The following is a 14,965-nucleotide window of genomic DNA, read 5'->3' as shown; positions in this document are numbered from 1 at the left end:
CCGGCGTGAACGCGACGCGTGGCGACAACATCACCACCGGCCAGATCTACAAGACCATCCTCGAGAAGGAGCGCCGCGGCGACTATCTGGGCGCGACGGTGCAGGTGATCCCGCACGTCACCGACGAGATCAAACGCTTCGTGCTGTCGGACCCGGGCGAGGGCGTGGACTTCGTGCTGGTGGAGATCGGCGGCACGGTCGGCGACATCGAGGGCCTGCCGTTCTTCGAGGCGATCCGCCAGCTGGGCCAGGAGCTGCCGCGCGGACATGCCTGCTACATCCACCTGACCCTGCTGCCGTTCATCAAGACGGCCGGCGAGATGAAGACCAAGCCGACCCAGCACTCGGTGAAGGAGCTGCGATCGATCGGCATCCAGCCCGACATCCTGCTGTGCCGCTGCGAGCTGCCGATCCCGGCGGGCGAGCGGCGCAAGATCGGCCTGTTCTGCAATGTCCGCGAGAGCGCAGTGATCCAGGCGTTGGACAGCGCCAACATCTACACCGTGCCGCTCGACTACCATGACCAGGGCCTGGACCGTGAAGTGTTGGACGTGTTCGGCATGACCGAGCATGCGCCGGCGCCCGACCTGACGCGCTGGCAGGCGATCTCCGATCGGCTGACCAACCCGGACGGCGAGGTCAACATCGCCGTGGTCGGCAAGTACACGGGCCTGAACGACGCCTACAAGTCGCTGATCGAGGCGCTTATCCACGGTGGCGTGGCCCAGAACGTGCGCGTGCGCATGGACTGGATCGAGGGCGAGGCGTTCGAGGGCGGCGACGAGGGTCTGATCTCCGAGCGGCTGATCGGTGTCCATGGCGTGCTGGTGCCTGGCGCCTTCGGCGAGCGTGGCTCCGAAGGCATGATTCAGGCGGTGCGCTTCGCCCGCGAACATCGGATCCCCTACTTCGGCATCTGCTTCGGCATGCAGATGGCGATGATCGAGGCGGCGCGGAACCTGGCGGGCCTGGTCAACGCCTCGTCGACCGAGTTCGGGCCGACGTCCGAGCCGATCGTCGGCCTGATGACAGAATGGACGCGCGGCAACGAACGCGAAGTCCGAGGTTCCGGCGACAACCTCGGCGGCACCATGCGCTGCGGCGCCTATGACGCGGTGCTGATCGAAGGCTCGCGCGTCTCCGAGATCTACGGATCGAACCTGATCAGCGAGCGGCATCGCCATCGCTACGAGGTGAACATCGGCTATCGCGATGCGATCGAGCGGACCGGCCTGCGGTTCACCGGCCTGTCGCCGGACGGTCTGCTGCCGGAGCTTTGCGAGCGCGAGGACCACCCCTGGTTCGTCGGCGTGCAGTTCCACCCCGAGCTGAAGAGCCGCCCGTTCGACCCACACCCGCTGTTCGCCAGCTTCATCGGCGCCGCGAAGGAACGCAGTCGCCTAGTGTGACGCGACCCACACGAACCGGCGGAGATTTGAGCATGCCGAATGAAACCCGCACGCCCAGGCTGGCGGTATTGATCGACGCCGAGAACGCCTCTGCCCGCATCACCGAGGGCTTGTTCACCGAGATCGCCGCCATCGGCGAGGCGACCGCGCGGCGGATCTACGGCGACTTCGCCAGCGTGCAGTTGCGATCCTGGATCGACGTGCTGGCGCGCTTCGCCATCCAGCCGCAGCAGAACTTCGCCAACACCAAGGGAAAGAATTCCGGCGACATCGCCCTGGTGATCGACGCCATGGACCTGCTGCACTCCGGCCGCTTCGACGGCTTCTGTCTGGTCTCGTCGGACAGCGACTTTACGCGGCTTGCCTCGCGCATCCGTGAGCAGGGCGTCACCGTGTTCGGGTTCGGCGAGCACAAGACGCCGGAGAGCTTCCGTCAGGCATGCACGCGGTTCATCTACACCGAGAACCTGGTGGCCACGGCGCAGGCGGGACCGGCGGAGCCGCGCCCGGCGCCGGCCGGTGGCCGCAAACCGAACGAGGCGCGCCAGCTCATCGAGACCGCCATCGCGGACCTGGATGACGATGGCGACGGCTGGGCGCAGTTGGGCGCGATCGGCACGCGGTTGCGCAACGCCTATCCAGACTTTGACCAGCGCACCTATGGCTTCGCGAAGCTCTCCGACCTGATCCGCAACTTCAGCGAGTTCGAGGTCCAGCACCCCGACGGCCGGCCGGTGCGCGTGCGCCGAAGGCTGGGTTGAGGCGCCGGAGCGTGTCTCAATCTCGCAACGATCCTGACTCACACCGCCAACAATCCCGCCCCACTTGCGCCCAGTCCCCCGCTTAATTCCCGGGGGGGGGGCGCAACGCGGAGATTCAAGCATGCCGTACCCGATCCCCGAACGCGCGCTTGAGCGTGGTCCGCAGGAATTCGCCCTTCGCCTGACGCCGGCCGAATGGCGACGGATGCTGGAGGCCCATGACTTCCTGAAGGGCGAGCACAACAGCTATCGTCCGCGCCGTCTGCTGGGAGTCGCGGTGGAGATCGTCCCCGACCACAGCTTCGCCTGACGGCGGCCGCTGGCGCAGCGGCTGCGTAACCAGGGGGCCGCCGGCGCCGGAACCTACGCATTCATCCTCGCCGTGCTGCCGCTGGCCGGTTTGATCCTGATCGGGTGGTCGACGTCCTTCACCTTCCTGACCATGAGCCGGGAGTGGAGGGACAGCGCGCGGGGCTAGAGGAGCGGCGCCGCAGCGGCCCAGACCTGTTCCAGTGTGAGCTGTGTGATGTCGGGCTCGCGTAAGACCGCGACGCTCTGTGCGGGACGCACGGCGCGCGGCGCGCTCATCGCTGGGTCGCTGTCGGCGGAGAACAGCACCACGACAGGCGCGCCCGCGGCGGCGATCAGGTGGATGGGGCCGGTGTCATTGCCGACCGCCAGGCGTGCGCCGCGCGCCAGTTCGGCGATCGCGGCCAGGGGGGTGCGGCCAACGAGACTGACGGACCGCGGCGCCGCAGCGCGGATCTGTTCGGCGAGGGTTGCTTCCTCCTCGCCGTGGCCGAGGATCACCGGCGTGACGCCTCGCTCGACCAGCCGCCGGGCCAGCGCCGCATATGACGCGACCGGCCATCGCTTGGCTGGCCGATGCGCCGCGCCGCCAGGGACTAGGAGCGCGTAGACGTCGGGAACGCCCAGATCGGCGATCTCCGCCCGCAGCCAACTCAAATCCGGCGGCGGCGTGTCGGTGATCCCCGCGACGGCCAGTTGGCGCCGCTGCAGGTCCTGCAGGTGCAGCCGATCACGCCCCGGCGCCTTGTCCTCGAACGCCGCGCCGCGGGCGGCGCCAGACCAGGCGGGGCGATTGGGCCACAGCAGTTGGAAGTAGCGATTGGTGCGGCCCTGGGTCTGGAGGTCGTAGACGCGGGAGAAGCGCGCGCGCCGCATGCGGGTGATCAGCCTGGCCACCGCGCCGACGTTGCGCCACGCCGGCCGCCCGTCGCTCCACACCTCGTCGAACCAGCCGCAGGCCCGGCCGAGGTCGGCGTAGGGCGTCGTCGTCAGCAGGACGAGATGGGCTTGCGGATGCGCCGCTCGGATCGCCTTCATGCAGCCGGTGGCCTGGACGAAGTCGCCCAGCGCCGAAAGCTTGATGACCAGGATGCGCTCCACCGGCCCGCCGATTCGTGTTACCGCGACGCTCCCCTTAGCACCTGACGGACACGCGCCTCACAGATGTTTCCGACCGAGGCCGCCTGGGTTGGCGCGGCGCTGTCCGCCTTCGACGCCGAAGCGCTGAGCCCGCTGCTCAACGTCGGCGCCTCGACACGAACCTTCCGTACTGAGATCCAGCCTTGGATCCATGAGGAGATCGTGGCGCCGCTGGAGGCGCGCGGCGTGCGCGTCGTGCATCTTGACCTCAAAGAGGGCGACGGAGTCGACATCGCCGCCGACATCCTGTCCGACGAGGGCCTGGCGCGGGCTAAGGCGGTCGGTGCACGCGCGCTCACGCTCTGCAACATCCTGGAGCATGTGGTCGACCCGGCCGACCTGGCGAGGCGAGCCCAGGCGCTGGTGGCGCCCGGCGGCATCCTGGTGGTCACCGGGCCGCGCAGCTATCCGCATCATCGCGACCCGATCGACACGATGTTCAGGCCGACGCCCCAGGAGATGGCGGCGCTGTTTTCCGGCTGCGAGGTGTTGCTGGCCGAGGAGCTGGCGACCGGCTCCTACCGCGACCAGGTGCGCGCGCGGCCGTGGTTGCTGCTGCGCCCGCTGTTTCGCCTGCCGTTCCCGTTCCTCGGCTGGGCCAAATGGAAGCGCTCGATGGGCAGGCTCTACTGGCTGTTCAATCCGTATCTGGTGAGCTGCGTGGTGTTGCGGACGCCGAGGGACTGAGGCGGTCCAGCGCCGTGCACAGGACGCAGGCTGCGACGCCCAGCGCCAGCCACCAGTCCTGCCAGACGCCGAAGCCTACCGCGGCGATGCTGAAATAGGCCGCCGCAGCCCCTGCCATCGCCGCTCCGGAGAGATCGGCTTTGTCGCGGGAAGCCTTGCGGAACAGCATGGCCCAGAGCGCCGCGGCGAGCGCGGCCCCGACGACGCCCAGCTCCAGCCATAGCTGCAACGGCCCATTGTGCGGATGCAGGATGATGTCGGGGCTCATGGTGCGGCTGGCGTCGAGGCCCCAGCCAATCAACGGGTGAGCGGCGATGCGAGCCGCGGCATGGCTCCAGTAGCCCATGCGTTCGGCCCAGGAGAGCGGGGCCGCCTGCATCAGGCCGTCGTAGAGGCCAGCGGCCTGCAGGCCCCAGATGACGCCGGGCGCCGCCAGCACCACGACGAGCGCCGCCAAGCCCATCAGCCTGGGCGCCAGCCTGGGCGCCAGGGCGAAGACGCCTGCGGCGGCCGACGCCGACAGCAGCGCCAGCACCGGCGCGTCCGAATCGAACCCGAGCTCCGCGGCGATGATCCCGGCGGCCATCGCCAGCGCTGGTCCGAAGCCCAGGCCCAGTCGCCATCCCGCTGCGGCGACCGGCGCGGCGAGCACGGAAAGCACGAAGGCGCCGCGCGCCACGTTGCGGGCGGCGAGGTCGGGGCGAATCGGTTCACCGGTCGCGGCGCGGATCCATTGGTAGATAGCGGCGCCGCTGAGGCCTTCGATGGTCAACAGCACCCCGTAGGCGGTCAGCCCGATCACGGCGATCAGCAGCGCGCGGCGCAGATGGCGCCGGCGAACAGCGGCACGGCGGCCAGCACTTTCAGAGCCGTGGCGTCCTCCAGTTCGTCGGGACGGAACGGACTCCACAGGATCGAGGCCGAGAACCAGACCAGCCCCGCCAGCACAACCACCACGACCGGCCTGTCAGCGCGGCGCGCACGCAGGGCAGGCAGGCTCAGCAGGCCCGTGAAGGCGAGCGTCGGCGCGAACCCCAGGGGAGACAGCCAGGCTAGCAGCGGCAGGAGGCAGCCGAACCCTATGAGCACCCGGCCGCACCACCGCGACAGGCCGGGACCGATCGCGGGCGCGTCCAACTCAGCTTGCGCCACGCTCGCGAGGGACTCTGTCTTGATCTGTTCGGGCACGGGCGGGATGATAGGGCCGACCCCGGCGCTGTCCAGCCGACCCCGGCGCTGTCCAGAAGACGCGGCGCCAGGATGGGGCGTTTCAGCCGCGCTTGAATCGACGCGGGGTTTCATGCATACACCCGCGCTCACGTCGGCGGCCCCGTTGGCCGCCGTCCTTGTTTTCACGCCTGAGAGATTCTCCCATGGCCGTCCCCAAGAGAAAAACTTCGCCCTCGCGGCGCAACATGCGTCGCTCGCACCACGCGCTCGGCCCCAATGCCTTCGTCGAAGACAAGGAAACGGGCGAGCTGAAGCGGCCCCACCACGTCGACCTGAAGACCGGCATGTATAAGGGCCGCCAGGTCCTGACGCCCAAGGAAGACTAGGGCCTGCGTTCCGGCGCCTGCGCGCGCCGGATCCCCCGACTTCTGATCCGACCCGAGAAGCCGGTCGCCCCCGCGGCCGGCTTTCGTCGTGCACGAGCCGAACGCTGGTGCGCGCTGCACTTTCGTGCGCCGGGCGCGCCTGCGTGTTGCGAAGGCCGCATCGGGCGGGCTAAAGCCCTCGCTCGCCCGCCACCTGCTTGCCCGACAGGACCTTCCTCAATGACCGAGATTGTCGACATCATCGCCCGCGAAATCCTGGACAGCCGCGGCAACCCGACGGTCGAGGTGGACGTGGTGCTGGAAGACGGCTCGTTGGGCCGCGCCGCGGTGCCGTCGGGCGCCTCCACCGGCGCGCACGAAGCCGTCGAGCGGCGCGACGGCGACCCCAAGCGCTACCTCGGCAAGGGCGTTCTGGAGGCCGTCGATGCGGTCAACGGCGAGATCTACGACGCTTTGTCCGGCTCCGACGCCGAGGACCAGGCGCGCATCGACCGTCTGCTGATGGATCTGGACGGCACGCCCAACAAGGGTCGGCTGGGCGCAAACGCGATCTTGGGCGTCAGCCTCGCCACCGCCAAGGCCGCGGCGCTCAGCGCCAACCTGCCGCTCTATAAGTACGTGGGCGGCGTGCATGCGCGCGTGCTGCCGACCCCGATGATGAACATCATCAATGGCGGCGCCCACGCCGACAACCCGATCGATATCCAAGAGTTCATGATCCTGCCGACCGGCGCGGAGACCTTCGCCGAGGGTCTGCGCATGGGCGCGGAGATCTTCCACGCGCTGAAGAAGGCGCTGAAGGACGCGGGCCACAACACCAACGTCGGCGACGAGGGCGGCTTCGCCCCCAACCTGGCGAGCGCAGAAGCTGCGCTTGCGTTCATCGTCAAGGCTGGCGAGGGCGCAGGCTACCGGGCCGGGGAGGACTTCCTCCTGGGCCTCGACGTCGCCTCCACCGAGTTCTTCAAGGGCGGCAAGTACGTGCTGGAAGGCGAGGGCAAGACCCTCGATCCGGCGGGGATGGTCGACTACCTGGCCGATCTGGTGAGCAAGTTTCCGATCGCCAGCATCGAGGACGGCTGCGGCGAGGACGATTTCGATGGCTGGAAGCTGCTGACGGAGCGGCTGGGCGCGAAGGTGCAGTTGGTCGGCGACGACTTGTTCGTCACGAACCCTGAGCGCCTGTCGATGGGGATCGAGCGGGGCCTCGCCAACTCCATCCTGGTGAAGGTCAACCAGATCGGCACGCTCTCGGAGACGCTGGAAGCTGTCGAGATGGCGCACCGCGCCGGCTACACCGCGGTGATGAGCCACCGCTCGGGCGAAACCGAGGACTCGACCATCGCCGACCTCGCGGTCGCAACCAACTGCGGGCAGATCAAGACCGGCTCGCTCGCCCGTTCCGACCGCACGGCCAAGTACAACCAGCTTCTGCGCATCGAGGAGCAGCTTGGCGATCAGGCGCGCTATGCGGGCCGCTCGGCGTTGAAGCGCGGCTAAGTCGCTGCATCGAGGCGGCTCGCCGTCCGGCCCGCAATTGGGCTATAGCTCGGCCGAGTTTCGAACGGCGAGGTTGAAGGCATGATCGGCAAGCTGAACCACGTGGGCGTCGCCACGCCTTCCATCGACGACTCTGTGCGCATGTACCGCGATGTGCTGGGCGCCACTTCGATCACCGACAAGTTCGCCCTGCCAGAGCAGGGCGTGTGGGTGTGCTTCGTCAACCTGCCGAACAGCCAGATCGAACTGATCGAGCCCCACGGCGCGGACTCGCCGATCCACGGTTTCCTGGCCAAGAACCCCAAGGGCGGTCAGCACCACGTGTGCTTCGAGGTCGAGGACATCCTCGCCGCCCGAGACGCCATGCGCGCCAAGGGCGCGACGGTGCTGGGGACCGGCGAACCGCGGATCGGCGCCCACGGCGTGCCGGTGATCTTCGTTCACCCCAAGGATATGGGCGGCGTGCTCGTCGAGCTGATGGCCACGCCGCAAGAGGCCCACTGATGTCGTGGTTCACCGGCGTCGCGATCTATCTGACCATCTGGTGGACGGTGCTGTTCGCGGTGCTGCCGCTGGGGACGATCAGCCACGCCGAGGCGGGCGTCGACAAAGGCGACGGCGGCGATCCCGGTGCGCCGGTCGACCCGAAGCTGAAGCGCAAGTTCTTCACCACCACCTGGATCTCAGCCGTGGTGTTCGGCGTCTTCTGGCTGGTCCTGAAGCTGCAGATCATCCACCTGCCGCGGCTGCCGTCGGGCCTGTAGAAGCCTGGCCGCAGGTTCTTTCGCGCCTGCGCGTTGCAATGCCTTCGCCGGCAAGGGTATCACCGCCGCAACGTCCAACGCCGGAAAGCCCGCCCGCATGCGCCTATCGCGTTACTTCATGCCGACGCTGCGCGAGGCCCCGGCCGACGCCCAGATCGTCTCCCATCAGTTGATGCTGCGCGCCGGCATGATCCGGCAGGAGGCGGCCGGCATCTACGCCTGGCTGCCGCTGGGCCTGCGGGTTTTGAAGAAGATCGAGCAGATCGTGCGCGAGGAGATGGACCGCGCCGGCGCCATCGAGGTGCTGATGCCGACCCTGCAGCTCGCCGACCTGTGGCGCGAGAGCGGCCGCTACGACGACTACGGCGACGAGATGCTGCGCATCACCGACCGCCACAAGCGCGACTTGCTTTACGGGCCCACGGCGGAGGAGGTGATCACCGAGATCTTCCGCGCCTATGTGAAGAGCTACAAGGACCTGCCGAAGAACCTCTACAACATCCAGTGGAAGTTCCGCGACGAGCGACGCCCGCGGTTCGGCGTCATGCGCGGGCGCGAATTCCTGATGAAGGACGCCTATTCGTTCGACCTAGACGAAGCGACGGCGCGGAAGTCGTACAACCGCATGTTCATCGCCTATCTCAACACCTATGCGCGGATGGGGTTGAAGGCGGTGCCGATGAAGGCCGATCCGGGTCCGATCGGCGGCGACCTGTCCCACGAGTTCATCATCCTGGCGGACACCGGCGAGAGCCAGGTGTTCTGCCATGCCGACCTGGTGGAGATGGGCGCGCCAGGGCCGGACGTGGACTGGGACGGAGACCTGCAGCCGTTGGTCGACAAGCGCGCCAATCTCTACGCAGCGACAGACGAGATGCATGACGCCGAGCGATTCGGCAGGGAAGTGCCGACAGACAAGCAGTTGTCGGCGCGGGGCATCGAGGTCGGCCATATCTTTTACTTCGGCGAGAAGTACTCCAAGCCGATGAAGGCCAATGTGACGGGACCGGATGGCGTCGACCGGCCGATCCACGGCGGATCCTACGGCGTCGGCGTGTCACGTCTGGCGGGCGCGATCATCGAGGCGAGCCACGATGACGCGGGCATCATCTGGCCGGACTCGGTCGCCCCGTTCGGCGTGGCGATCATCAACCTGCGGCCCGGCGACGCCGCGGTCGACGCGGTGTGCGAGCAGGCCTATGCGGCGCTCGCCGCCGCGGGCAAGGAGCCGTTGCTGGACGACGGCCCCGACCGTCCAGGCGCGAAGTTCGCGGCCATGGATCTGGTCGGCATCCCCTGGCAGCTGGTTGTCGGACCTAAGGGGGTCGCCGAGGGCGTGGTCGAGATCAAGCGCCGCGCCACCGGCGAGCGCCAATCCTTGGCATTGGACGCGGCGATCAAGGCGATCAGCGCGTGAGCGATACTGGCGGCCGCGCGCCGCCGTTCGGTGAATGGGAACGCTCCGTCGCCGCCCGCTACCTGCGCGCCAAGCGCAAGGAGGGCGGGGTGGCGATGATCTCGATCATCTCGTTCATCGGCATCATGCTGGCGGTCGCCGTGCTGATCATCGTGATGTCGGTGATGAACGGCTTTCGCACCGAGTTGCTGAATAGAATCCTGGGGTTCAATGGGCATCTGTACGTCGCCGGCGGGGCGCTCGCGACACCGGAGCGAGACGGCGTCGTGCGTCGGCTCGCGGACCTGCCGGGCGTGGTCCAGGTGACGCCCGTCATCGAGGCCCAGGCCATGGCGCTCGGGCCGGCGCAGATCAGCGGCGCCGTGGTTCGCGGCGTCAGCCCGCGCGACCTCGCCGCCACCAAGATCATCTCCGGCAGCCTGACCGGCGGTTCGCTGCAGGGGTTCGGTGTCGGCGAATACGGCGGCGACGAGATCGTGGTCGGCGCGCGGCTGGCCCAATCCCTGGGCGTGCGGGCGGGCGATTCCCTCACCCTGATCTCACCTACCGGCGGGGCGACCGCGTTCGGAGCGACGCCGCAGCGCAAGACCTACACGGTCGCCGCGACCTTCAGCGTCGGCATGAGCGAGTACGACCAGATCTTCATCTACATGCCGCTCGAGCAGGCGCAGCTGTTCTTCGGCCGTGAGGGGATGGTCGACTTCATCGAGATCAAGGTCGCCAACCCGGACAAGGCGTTGGAGATGAAGGACGAAGTGGCGCGCGCCGCCGGGCCCGCCACCGTGGTCACCGACTGGACCGAGAAGAACGCCGCCTTCTGGGGCGCGCTGAAGGTCGAGCGCAACGTGATGCGCCTGATCCTGATGATGCTGGTGGCGATCGCGGCGATGAACATCATCTCGGGCCTGGTGATGCTGGTGAAGAACAAGAGCCGCGACATCGCCATCCTGCGCACCATGGGGGCCGGGCAGGGGTCGATCCTGCGCATCTTCTTCATGGCCGGCGCGTCGGTCGGCGTGCTGGGCACCATCGCGGGCCTCGCCATCGGGGTGCTGTTCTGCATCTTCATCGGGCCGATCCAGCATTTCGTGGAGTGGGCGACGGGCGCGGAGGTGTTCAGCTCCGACGTCTATTTCCTCAGCCACGTGCCGGCCAAGGTGGACTGGAGCGAGGTGGCGATCATCGTCGGTTGGGCCCTGGCGCTGTCGTTCCTGGCCACCCTGCCGCCGTCGTGGCGGGCCTCGCGCATCGATCCCGTGGAGGCGCTTCGCTATGAGTAGCCCGGTGCTGTCGATCCGCGGGCTGGAGCGCACCTATGTCACCGGCGCCGGACCGCTGCGCGTGTTGCGCGGCGTCGACCTGGACGTCTCGCCAGGCGAGATCGTCGGCCTGATCGGACCGTCCGGGTCGGGCAAGTCCTCTCTGCTGCACGCCGCAGGTCTGCTGGAGCATCCGGACGCCGGCGCGATCGTCATCGAGGGCGTGGACTGCTCCAACCTCAGCGAGGCTGCGCGCACGCGGGTGCGGCTGGCGACCATCGGCTTCGTCTACCAGTTCCACCATCTGCTGCCGGAGTTCTCGGCGCTGGACAACGTCGCCCTGCCGCAGATGATCGCCGGGCGGACGAGGGCGGCGGCGCGGACGCGCGCCCAGACACTTCTGGCCGACCTGGGGCTCGCCGAACGGGTGCGCCACCAGCCGGGGCAACTGTCGGGCGGGGAGCAGCAGCGCGTCGCCGTCGCCCGCGCGCTGGCCAATGCGCCTCGCCTGCTGCTGGCCGACGAGCCGACCGGCAACCTCGATCCAGCCACATCCCTGGCGGTGTTCGAGAGCCTGCACCAGCTGGCGCGCCGCGAGGGTGTCGCCGCTGTCGTCGCCACGCACAATCTCGAGCTCGCCCGCCACATGGACCGCGTGCTGGCCCTGCGCGACGGTCACCTGGAGCCCTACCCGGGTTGAAGGCTAGGAGGCGGGGGCGCCCCGGGCCGAGATCTCCGCGCAGACCTCTTCAAGCATCAGCGCGCCCATGGACTTCGGCGTCACGTCGTACCAGCCTGAATCCAGATCCCAGCGCTCCAGGGCGTCGCCCTGCAGGTTGCCTTCTGCGAAGAAGTCCTTGGAGACCATGTGGTACCGGCGCCGCGTGCAGTCGGCCTCGTTGTAGGTGTTCGACGAGAGCGAGGCCCCGCCGCTCGGGGCGGGCCTCGGCTTGAAGTTCTCGATCCTCGACCAGAAGCGCACCAGGCCGTCGTTCATGACCCGCGCCTCCTTGAGGCTGACCAGGTAGACGCCTTCGCCGGTCCAGCCGATCAAGGTGTAGTACTCATCGCCCGTCACGCGGTCGTCCATCCAGGCCCTGACCTCGGAGAGGCTCGACTTGGCTCTGGGCGCTGGCGACCCTTCGGCTGCAGTCGCCCCGCCCGCCGTCAGCAGCAGCGATCCGGCGAGCGCGCCCAGAACGGTGCGCGCGCGGTTCACTTGACGCTCCCGACCCAGGCCTTGGCCTCGGATTCGACGCCCTTCAGCTTTGCGCTGCCGGCCGCCTTGGTCTTGGCGAGCTCAATCACGTAGGCGCACACGTCCGCGGCCACATACTCGTCCCAGCTGCCGGGGCGCAGATAGGTCCAGCTCTCGTCGCCTTCGATGGAACTGAGCTGCTCGCCCTGCAGGGAGTTTTCCCCATAGTAGTCGATGGCCAGCGACTGGATGCGCTCCTTGTCGCAATCCAGCGCCGTCAGCAGCTTGTAGGAGCGTATGCCGTCGACTTCGCCGAGCTTGGTCGGCTTGAAGTATTCCGTCTTGGACCAGAAGCGCAGCGTTCCGTCCTTCATGGTCTTGATCGAGTCCAGCTCGACCAGCGCGACCGAGTCCGGGTCGAAGGCCGAAACGCCGTAGCCCTCGTCATCGATGTAGCGTTCGACCCAGGCGTTCACGCCCTTCTCGTCCACAGCCTTGGGGGCCGGGGGCTTCCCCATGCCCTTGTCGGCTGCGGAGGCCGGTGCGCTCAGCGCAAGCATCAACGATGCGATCAAAATGGCACGCTTACTCATGTCGATCCCTCCGACTATCGGCGTATCGCCGGCTCCTGCGCCCCCCGGTTGCAAGAACGCCGCCAGCTCCAACCACGGTAGCGGCTTGACTGTGAGAACAAAAGGAGAATAAGAACGAAGCACGAACAAATAGAAGCATGCACAAGAGGATCAATGCACATGGCGCGTCTGGCTCGCGAATCGCTGGCTTTCGTATCCGTCGCAGGCTTTGTCTGGGGCATGTGCCAGGTTGCCAGCCTGGTCGGATGACGGGGCATGCGCATGGCGGAAGCGAGCGGCGACGACGAGGGGTTCGTCCATCTGCGCGCGCGCTCGGCCTATTCGCTCCTCGAAGGTGCGATCAAGGCCGACGCCTTGGGCAAGCTCGCCGCGGCGGCGCAGATGCCGGCGGTGGCGCTGACAGACCGCGCCAACCTGTTCGGCGCCCTTGAATTCTCGGTCGCCACCAAAGGCGAGGGCGTCCAGCCGATCGTGGGCTGCGCCCTGCCGGTCACCGGCATCGGCGGCGGCCGTTCCGATCGCTGGGCGAAGACCCCCACCATCGTGCTGCTGGCGCAGAGCGAGGCGGGCTACCTCAACCTCTCGGCCCTGTCGTCGGCGGCCTATCTGGACGTGGAGCCCAATGAGGAGCCGGCGGTTCCCTGGGCTAGGGTCTGTGAGCATGCCGAAGGCCTGATCCTGTTGTCCGGCGGACCGGACGGTCCGATCGATCCGCTGTTCTCGGTCGGCAAGGTCGCCGAGGCTCGCACTGCCCTGGCCGAAATGAAGAGGGTGTTCGAGGACCGCTTCTATGTGGAGCTGCAGCGACATGGTCTGGCGGCGGAGGCCGACGCGGAGCCGCAACTCGTCGCCTTCGCTTATGAGGAGGACGTGGCCCTCGTCGCCACAAACGACGTCTATTTCCCCAAGGCGGCGCTGCATCAGGCCCACGATGCGTTGCTGTGCATCGCCGACGGGGCGTTCGTCGGCCAGGACGAGCGCCGCCGGGTCAGCGCCGAACACTGGTTCAAGCCGGCGGCCGACATGCGCGCCTTGTTCGCGGACCTGCCGGAAGCCTGCGACAACACCCTCGATATCGCCCGACGCTGCGCCTTCATGGTCGGCAAGCGCGATCCGATCCTGCCGCGCTTCCCCACCGAAGGGGGCCGGTCGGAGGAGGAGGAGATGGCGCACCAGGCGCGCGAGGGCCTGAAGGCGCGGATGGCGGCCGGCCAGGCGACCTCGGCCACGGTGGAGGACTACAACGCCCGGCTCGAGCGCGAGATCGGCGTGATCAGCCAGATGGGCTTTCCGGGCTACTTCCTGATCGTCTCGGACTTCATCAAGTGGGCCAAGGCCCGCGGCATCCCCGTGGGGCCGGGGCGGGGTTCGGGCGCCGGCTCGCTGGTCGCCTGGTCGCTAACCATCACCGACCTCGATCCCTTGCGCTACGGCCTGCTGTTCGAGCGGTTCCTGAACCCCGAGCGGGTGTCGATGCCCGACTTCGACATCGACTTCTGCCAGGAGCGGCGCGAGGAGGTCATCGCCTACGTCCAGCAGCGCTACGGGCGCGACCGGGTGGCGCAGATCATCACCTTCGGCACCTTGCAGCCGCGCGCGGCTCTGCGCGACGTGGGCCGCGTGCTGCAGCTCTCACTGGGCCAGGTCGATCGGCTCGCCAAGATGGTGCCGAACAATCCGGCCAATCCGGTGACGCTCACCCAGGCGATCGCCATGGAGCCCCGGCTGCGGCAAGCCAAGGAGGAGGACGAGGCGGTCGCCCAACTTCTCGACGTCGCCCTGCAGCTCGAAGGCCTCTATCGCAACGCCTCCACCCACGCCGCCGGGGTGGTGATCGGCGACCGCCCGCTGATCGAGCTGACGCCGCTCTACCGCGATCCACGCTCCGAACTGCCGGCCACTCAGTTCAACATGAAATGGGTGGAGAGCGCCGGCCTGGTGAAGTTCGACTTCCTGGGTTTGAAGACCCTCACGGTGATCGACCGGGCGCTAAAGCACCTGGCCAAGCGCGGCGCCGAGGTCGACATGGCGACCCTGCCGCTGGACGATCCCAAGACCTACGAGCTGATGAGCAACGCCCACACCGTCGGCGTCTTCCAGCTTGAAGGGCAGGGGATGCGCGACACCCTGCGCCAGCTTCGGCCGGGTTCGATCGAGGACGTCACCGCCATCGGCGCCCTGTATCGGCCGGGCCCGATGGACAACATCCCGGCCTTCGTCGACTGCAAGTTCGGCCGCAAGCCGATCGACACCCTGCACCCAAGCCTGGAGCCGGTGCTGCGCGAGACCTACGGCATCATCGTCTACCAGGAACAGGTGATGCAGATCGCCCAGATCCTGGCGGGCTATTCGCTGGGGGAAGCCGACCTGCT

18 protein-coding genes are annotated in these 14,965 nt (G+C 68.0%); 13 read left to right on the top strand and 5 right to left on the bottom strand.

The annotated features are described in order from the left end of the window. From Q8M88_RS00955 to Q8M88_RS00945, 3 genes are all read left to right on the top strand, one after another. On the top strand, positions 1-1,409 hold a 1,409-nt coding region (locus Q8M88_RS00955), incomplete at its 5' end, for a CTP synthase (RefSeq protein WP_305594163.1). A 32-nt stretch (positions 1,410-1,441) separates the two neighbouring features. After that, the gene (locus tag Q8M88_RS00950) at positions 1,442-2,170 is read left to right on the top strand and encodes an NYN domain-containing protein (RefSeq protein ID WP_305594161.1); all 729 of its coding nucleotides are present in this window, start codon (positions 1,442-1,444) and stop codon (positions 2,168-2,170) included. Positions 2,171-2,291: 121 nt separating this feature from the next. Then, positions 2,292-2,480 carry a hypothetical protein gene (locus tag Q8M88_RS00945; protein ID WP_305594159.1) on the top strand — a complete coding sequence of 63 codons (189 nt, stop codon included), beginning with the start codon at positions 2,292-2,294 and terminating at the stop codon, positions 2,478-2,480. A gap of 164 nt (positions 2,481-2,644) precedes the next feature. Here the strand turns inward: Q8M88_RS00945 and Q8M88_RS00940 are convergent, their stop codons facing one another. Beyond that, the gene (locus tag Q8M88_RS00940) at positions 2,645-3,580 is read right to left on the bottom strand and encodes a glycosyltransferase family 9 protein (RefSeq protein WP_305594158.1); all 936 of its coding nucleotides are present in this window, start codon (positions 3,578-3,580) and stop codon (positions 2,645-2,647) included. A gap of 63 nt (positions 3,581-3,643) precedes the next feature. Here Q8M88_RS00940 and Q8M88_RS00935 point away from each other — a divergent pair, with 63 nt between their 5' ends. Continuing rightward, a complete protein-coding gene (locus Q8M88_RS00935) occupies positions 3,644-4,306 on the top strand; it encodes a hypothetical protein (protein WP_305594156.1) in 663 nt (220 codons plus the stop codon). Here Q8M88_RS00935 and Q8M88_RS00930 read toward each other — a convergent pair. Beyond that, the gene (locus Q8M88_RS00930; RefSeq protein WP_305594154.1) at positions 4,257-5,108 is read right to left on the bottom strand and encodes an O-antigen ligase family protein; all 852 of its coding nucleotides are present in this window, start codon (positions 5,106-5,108) and stop codon (positions 4,257-4,259) included. The two genes, Q8M88_RS00935 and Q8M88_RS00930, sit on opposite strands and share 50 nt — an antisense overlap. A gap of 5 nt (positions 5,109-5,113) precedes the next feature. Next, positions 5,114-5,458, bottom strand: coding sequence for a hypothetical protein (locus Q8M88_RS00925; RefSeq protein ID WP_305594152.1), 345 nt, complete (start codon positions 5,456-5,458; stop codon positions 5,114-5,116). Positions 5,459-5,679: 221 nt separating this feature from the next. Here Q8M88_RS00925 and rpmF point away from each other — a divergent pair, with 221 nt between their 5' ends. The 7 genes from rpmF (at position 5,680) to Q8M88_RS00890 (ending at position 11,502) form a co-directional block, all read left to right on the top strand. Then, on the top strand, positions 5,680-5,862 hold the full coding sequence (rpmF, locus tag Q8M88_RS00920) for a 50S ribosomal protein L32 (RefSeq protein ID WP_305594150.1): 183 nt from the start codon (positions 5,680-5,682) through the stop codon (positions 5,860-5,862). 219 nt (positions 5,863-6,081) lie between these two features. Further along, positions 6,082-7,362 (top strand): phosphopyruvate hydratase, encoded by a 1,281-nt coding sequence (eno, locus tag Q8M88_RS00915; protein WP_305594148.1) that lies wholly within the window; start codon positions 6,082-6,084, stop codon positions 7,360-7,362. An 81-nt stretch (positions 7,363-7,443) separates the two neighbouring features. Beyond that, positions 7,444-7,866 carry a methylmalonyl-CoA epimerase gene (gene mce, locus Q8M88_RS00910; protein ID WP_305594146.1) on the top strand — a complete coding sequence of 141 codons (423 nt, stop codon included), beginning with the start codon at positions 7,444-7,446 and terminating at the stop codon, positions 7,864-7,866. Further along, positions 7,866-8,126 carry a DUF1467 family protein gene (locus tag Q8M88_RS00905; protein ID WP_305594144.1) on the top strand — a complete coding sequence of 87 codons (261 nt, stop codon included), beginning with the start codon at positions 7,866-7,868 and terminating at the stop codon, positions 8,124-8,126. The genes mce and Q8M88_RS00905 overlap by 1 nt, the downstream gene beginning before the upstream one ends. A gap of 97 nt (positions 8,127-8,223) precedes the next feature. Further along, on the top strand, positions 8,224-9,543 hold the full coding sequence (gene proS / locus Q8M88_RS00900) for a proline--tRNA ligase (protein ID WP_305594142.1): 1,320 nt from the start codon (positions 8,224-8,226) through the stop codon (positions 9,541-9,543). After that, on the top strand, positions 9,540-10,823 hold the full coding sequence (locus Q8M88_RS00895; protein ID WP_305594140.1) for a lipoprotein-releasing ABC transporter permease subunit: 1,284 nt from the start codon (positions 9,540-9,542) through the stop codon (positions 10,821-10,823). The genes proS and Q8M88_RS00895 overlap by 4 nt, the downstream gene beginning before the upstream one ends. Continuing rightward, positions 10,816-11,502 (top strand): ABC transporter ATP-binding protein, encoded by a 687-nt coding sequence (locus Q8M88_RS00890; protein ID WP_305594138.1) that lies wholly within the window; start codon positions 10,816-10,818, stop codon positions 11,500-11,502. Before Q8M88_RS00895 ends, Q8M88_RS00890 begins: the two co-directional genes overlap by 8 nt. 3 nt (positions 11,503-11,505) lie before the next feature. Here the strand turns inward: Q8M88_RS00890 and Q8M88_RS00885 are convergent, their stop codons facing one another. Together Q8M88_RS00885 and Q8M88_RS00880 are read right to left on the bottom strand one after the other, a co-directional pair. Continuing rightward, positions 11,506-12,021 (bottom strand): surface-adhesin E family protein, encoded by a 516-nt coding sequence (locus tag Q8M88_RS00885; protein WP_305594136.1) that lies wholly within the window; start codon positions 12,019-12,021, stop codon positions 11,506-11,508. Beyond that, entirely contained in the window at positions 12,018-12,593 is a 576-nt protein-coding gene (locus Q8M88_RS00880) for a surface-adhesin E family protein (protein ID WP_305594134.1), read from the bottom strand. Before Q8M88_RS00880 ends, Q8M88_RS00885 begins: the two co-directional genes overlap by 4 nt. 153 nt (positions 12,594-12,746) lie before the next feature. On the opposite strand from Q8M88_RS00880, the gene sidA reads away from it, so the two are divergent. Both sidA and dnaE read left to right on the top strand, forming a co-directional pair. Then, positions 12,747-12,842, top strand: a complete 96-nt coding sequence (sidA, locus tag Q8M88_RS17640; protein WP_371132603.1) for a cell division inhibitor SidA — start codon at positions 12,747-12,749, stop codon at positions 12,840-12,842. A 12-nt stretch (positions 12,843-12,854) separates the two neighbouring features. Continuing rightward, the coding region (gene dnaE / locus Q8M88_RS00875; protein WP_305594165.1) for a DNA polymerase III subunit alpha at positions 12,855-14,965 on the top strand (2,111 nt) is incomplete at its 3' end.

Source organism: Phenylobacterium sp., from assembly GCF_030693805.1.
In the GTDB taxonomy this organism is placed as follows: Bacteria; Pseudomonadota; Alphaproteobacteria; order Caulobacterales; family Caulobacteraceae; genus Phenylobacterium.
Note: the sequence above shows the minus strand (reverse complement) of the source record. Positions and strands in the feature narration are given on the sequence as shown.